The sequence below is a fragment of the Desulfobacter curvatus DSM 3379 genome, from assembly GCF_000373985.1.
GTDB classification, from domain to species: Bacteria; Desulfobacterota; Desulfobacteria; order Desulfobacterales; family Desulfobacteraceae; genus Desulfobacter; species Desulfobacter curvatus.
The window spans coordinates 1-5,119 of the sequence record NZ_KB892955.1 but is presented as its reverse complement, the minus strand read 5'-3'; the positions used below and the strand labels follow the sequence as shown (position 1 = coordinate 5,119).

The 5,119-nt window shown below is 38.2% G+C and carries 5 protein-coding genes; 1 reads left to right on the top strand and 4 read right to left on the bottom strand.

The genetic code is table 11. The features are described 5' to 3' along the window. Window positions 1-207 (top strand): hypothetical protein (locus tag B147_RS31675; RefSeq protein WP_026259529.1); only part of this gene is annotated, 207 nt, incomplete at its 5' end. Window positions 208-381: 174 nt separating this feature from the next. Here the strand turns inward: B147_RS31675 and B147_RS0105615 are convergent. The 4 genes from B147_RS0105615 to B147_RS0105600 form a co-directional block, all read right to left on the bottom strand. Continuing rightward, window positions 382-1,224 carry a hypothetical protein gene (locus B147_RS0105615; RefSeq protein ID WP_020586256.1) on the bottom strand — a complete coding sequence of 281 codons (843 nt, stop codon included), beginning with the start codon at window positions 1,222-1,224 and terminating at the stop codon, window positions 382-384. Window positions 1,225-1,641: 417 nt separating this feature from the next. Further along, window positions 1,642-3,444 (bottom strand): SEC-C metal-binding domain-containing protein, encoded by a 1,803-nt coding sequence (locus B147_RS32760; RefSeq protein ID WP_020586255.1) that lies wholly within the window; start codon window positions 3,442-3,444, stop codon window positions 1,642-1,644. Continuing rightward, window positions 3,437-3,730, bottom strand: coding sequence for an integration host factor subunit alpha (locus B147_RS0105605; protein WP_033396976.1), 294 nt, complete (start codon window positions 3,728-3,730; stop codon window positions 3,437-3,439). Before B147_RS0105605 ends, B147_RS32760 begins: the two co-directional genes overlap by 8 nt. Before the next feature lie 408 nt (window positions 3,731-4,138). Further along, window positions 4,139-4,552: a GFA family protein gene (locus B147_RS0105600; RefSeq protein WP_020586253.1), complete on the bottom strand. Its 414-nt coding sequence runs from the start codon at window positions 4,550-4,552 to the stop codon at window positions 4,139-4,141. Window positions 4,553-5,119: the final 567 nt, after the last annotated feature.

The following is a 5,119-nucleotide window of genomic DNA, read 5'->3' as shown; positions in this document are numbered from 1 at the left end:
GAGTTACAACCAATAGAGACATGTTGGGGCATTGTGAAAAATGAAATTGGCCGCAATTGTGATTTTACAATGAATAATTTAATTCAGCAGCTTGAAAGTGCGTTTGGCAAGGTTACCGCCAAGACCTGCGCTGGGTTAATAAGGAAAACTCGTGATATTGAAGATGCCTTTTGGCGGGACGATGCTGCTCTTGATGAACAAAATTGAGAATCGAGGNAACTGGAATAGTTACTCTGTCTCCTGGGTAAACTTCGGGTGCGACTATACTACACGATTTGGGTTAAAGTATCAAGTCATATGACCGGAACTATAAATGTAACACGTGGCTAAGTTGCCATGCCCGCCGCTTTTGGGCGGGTATTTTCGGCCTTTAGCCTTTTGTTAGGAGCTTTTTGATATCATACGTTTTTTAAATTCATTCAGATAATCATAAAATGAAATACCAAACGAACTTTGAAATATTTTTTCGTTTTCTTTATTTTTCAGTAGATGGTGATAATAGTCTATGAAACGGTTTCGTCCATATGTGTTAATAAGATCGCTCACAATGCAACCATATTCTGAATATATAAAATAATATTTGTTTTTTAATTCGAATTCCTTAGACTCAATCGGAGCCTTATGAAGTGGCTGAGGCCACCAATTGGGATGATAGAAGAATCCTTTTGATAAATACGCAGAAACTTCTTGTTGATTAAAATATCCAGCTTTTCCAAATTGATCAGATGAGTATACCGCAAGGCCCTCATCAAGCCATGCGGGGAAAGTAAAAGTCCTGAGTAAAGATAGGTTCTGGTGAGTAAGCGAATGTGACAGTTCATGTTGAAGATACATTCCAAAAGGCTTTTCATGAGCAACCGCTTCATCTTGAAGTTTTCTTGAAACGACAACTCGACCAAACAAAAAAAATGATTGAGCGCGAGTTAAGGATCCCGTTATTCTTTTCTTTTCTCTGTCTGACTCGCAGAGAATAATATCAACATTTCTTTTATATTTAAGATCATGATTGCTTTCATTTTCCTCAATTAAAGTATCAATTTCCTCCAAAGGTGGAAGATTATACCCTTTATGATAATAAATAGTCGCCATTTTATAGGTTTTCTTTTCAAAACCCACAATAACAGGGCTATAAGGCAGTAATATTCCATACGCTGTAGAGTATCCGACCAGGATTAAGCAAACAAGAGAAATTATGGTGCCTATTATTTTGATTTTTAATTTCATATTTGATCAGCGCTCCTGACAAGTTGATCGGTGGCTTCCGTTTATCTTTCATGTCCACTTATCTAACGAGATAACATGCATATTTTGAATGTTATACGGATATAGATAATTCTTTTTTAAAATCAATTTAATTGGAGAATATCCTGGCTGGCGCATAGATGGCAAGGGGGAATTTGAGCTCCTGAATTTTTGAATTTTCCGGGGCGTTGCTTTGATCTGTTATTGGTGTGGGGCTTTGAACTTCAAAAAGTCCGGCTCCATACCATCATTGCGGGGTTTTGTATTACTCATTTCCCTTGTGGATTTTGTGATAATGAACCCACCACAAAAGCATAGACTAAGAAAGAAGAATCCCGTTATTTTGACTCCTGGATTCTTCTTTTTGCAACAATTGAGAGAGTCCGTACCGTACAGAGGTTATGATTTATTCAAACAGCATTTTTTATACTTCTTTCCGCTGCCACAGGGACACGGGTCATTTCTTCCTATTTTTTTGGATTCTTTTTGAAACGGAATTACCGTTCCTTTATTTTTGATATTCCCCATATCGCTGAAAATACCATTCAGCTCTTTTGCCCTTAGCTCTTGTCGTTTCTTTTCTTCCCTTCGTCCCGTTCTGATCGCTGGGAGTTCCGGAATATCAGCATTATGAAGCAAACTCAGGCATTCTAACGGCCTGCCAACATAATCAGCACTATTTTGATTATTATAAATGTCCTGAAGAACTGCTATCCCTCTAGGGTCTCCAATCCCCCGCAGACAATAGGCAAACATCTCATAAGAGTCTATTTCACTATTCTCGTCGTTCCATTTCTTCATAATTAGTTCAAACGATTCAGGATATGGAAGATGTTCAAGAATTGAAATGAGCTCCCACTCTTTAATTTTATTATTCTGGGCAGCAGTCAAAATTAATTCATCCGCTGACTCGTCTAAAGCATTTAAGGCTGTTATTGCATCTCCATAAATATAATCCAGACTGTCCGCATCATTTAAAACACGGAGCAATTCAGGTACAAATTCTTTTTTTCCAATCTGTCCCATGATTTTTACGATCTTGATATCGCCCCAGGTATTCAAATCATCTGATAAGGAAGCTCGTAATGCATCAACAGGCGCTATATTGACTATTTTTTGAGACAATTCTTCAGGAAATTTTGAACCGGCATTTTGTATGGCCCGGATTAGATCAGACATCTCTGCACCTGGCAATAACGCTTTTACATAAGGAGTTCGTTCTATAATAGCAAAATACACTGACAGCACGAAAGCAATTAAGGCCTCTATGTCATCAAAATTCTTAGAGGCCTTGAGTTTATGCCATAAAGAGGGTTGTTTGGATAACTCCTTAAATAAAAACACGCCTGCTGAATCTATAATAAAAAATTCCTGAACGCCACCAGGTACTGCTTTCTCCGGGTATCGCTTTTGTGTAATATTTTGGGCTTCAAACATCAGGGTTGTGATGAGATCATGGTACTGTCTTTTCGTGATTAATAAATTAATCTTGTCTTTAGCATCTTGCTCAATGGATAAATGATCATTCCTGTAAAAAAAGGAATCAAAGGCTTCCACTGAATCTTTAATAAGGCTTTTACTTCCTTGGTTTTTGGTTAAATCATTAAAATAATCACCGGCACTCCAATAATTCGCCAGAGCTTCTATCAGGTAATTTTCTATACCTTTGCCTTTTTTTACAGGCTTCAGAATGAGTTCTATGATCCAGGCAATATCCTCCTGATGATCATGCCTCAACAGATTGAAAATAGCATTGCCCTGAAGCATGGGATCTTTAATTTGCTTTACAGCGGAAATTAATGTCTCTCTTGCAGCATCGCTATGGATAGTCCCTAAATAGTTAAACAGCCCGAACAATGAATCAGCACTCACGTCATCTGACAATGAGTCAATGATCGTTTCCAAAGCGGGCTCATATTTCATTTTTGATAATGCCAAAGCACAATTGGATGGAATGTTCCCTGAATCATTCAAAAAGCTATTCAAGATAGCCGGGGCATGTTGGATAGCGTGATGTTTAGCAAGATAACCTGGTGCAACACATGCCAGGTGCGAATCTTCATCTGAAATTAATCTGCTAACCTCGTCAGTATATTTATTAGGGTATTGTTTTTCTACGGCGTCAAATGCCCATTTCCTGACAAGGCTATTGTCATGGGAAAGAAACTTTACGTAATCTTCATAATTCCACAGCCTATTCATTATTCCCCTCATTTATCTGATCTCGCAGTTTACCAGAACATTTGAAGGTGACCACCCTTCTGCCTTCCAACATCATTTCTGAACCAGTGGCTGGATTCCGTCCCTTTCTGGTTGCTTTTTCAGCAACTTGGAATTTTCCGAAACCCGAAATCATAATATCCTCCCCTGATGCCAAGGTGGATTTGATGATTTCAAGCATTTCTTCTACGGTATCTTTAGCTCCAGAGCCAGAGAGATCCAATCCTTCTGCTACTCTTTCAATAATTTCTACTTTGGTAAGTGCCAATCTTTTCCCTCTCACAACACATTGAAAATATATACTGGGCCTTGATCATCCTTTGGTCCGTTTCCGATTTGGACATTATGGAAACCGATCTGATAACCGCATGATTTAAAGGTTTTCATTATCTGATCAGCACTTGAAATTATCAAGTGGACGAAACGATGATCAAGGCCATATACTGAATTGGATTAACTACTGTTATTGCCGTTGAATGTCAAGAAAACGGAAGGAATGAAATTATGCTTTGTTGATTCTGAAACGCAGATGGCCTATTTTCAGAATGGCTCGGAAAACTCCTGCGCTAGGGCCATGTTTACTTGATCTGTTATTGATGAGAGGACTGGAACTCGGAATTGAGTTTTTTGATACCATTATTGTGGACCTTGGTATTACTTGCTTTTGTCATGGATATTACATGTTGTTTTGATTTGGCAGTTGGTCGAATTTGGCAACCTTTTCCAAATTATTGTCCCAATTTGCTTTGTTCCTCCAATAAATATGGCCTTGAGGTTCCATTTGCACATCACTGTCAAGACTTCCGGCTGGAACAACCAACAGATCTCCATCCATCTGTATATTGGGAAGAGCTGATCCACAATTCGAGCAAAAGCTTTTTATATGCCCCTCTGATTTGAAATCAAAGGTTTTAGCTTTATCTTTGCCCGATAGCCATATTAACTTAGCTGAAGAAGAAAATAAATTAGCAGCATGTGCTGAGCCAGTATCTTTTCTACAACGTTCGCAATGGCAAAGAAAAAAGCTTTCAAATTCTCCGATTATTTCAAAAGTAATTTCACCACAAAGGCAAGATCCTTTATACTTCATAACATCCCCTAAATTCTGTTTAATTTTAGTGTTTCGATATAGAATCAATTTTTTAAGAGGCTTTCTTTTTAACCTTCAGTCAATTGGAGAATTGACTGATTATCGCCTGGGTCGCAACGGGGAATTTGAATCCACGAAGCATATTTTATAGGACGTTACTTTGATCTATTATTGGTGATGGCATCAGAATTTCAAATAGCCCGGTTTATTACCATTATGTTTATCCGGATTTTCCAGGCTGTTTTTCTACCAAATCAAGTGAATGATAGACATAGCCAGCAAAATAATAAAGGTATGTTTTTGATGCTTTTTTAACCATGGGATACGGATTAAACGGGTACCGATTTGGCCTCCCATAATAACACCACTGCAAGTTGCAAACAACAAAGATGTCCCATGGGGCCANGATGNGTTTCCAACCCAGACACTAATGCAGACCAAGATTAGGTAAAATAAAATAGTTACAAACATGATAAATAAACTGGTGGCCACAGCCCGAGATGTCTCCATATTAAGTTTGAGCGTCATATGGGGGATGAGCCAATCCGTATTACCAATACTTAAAAA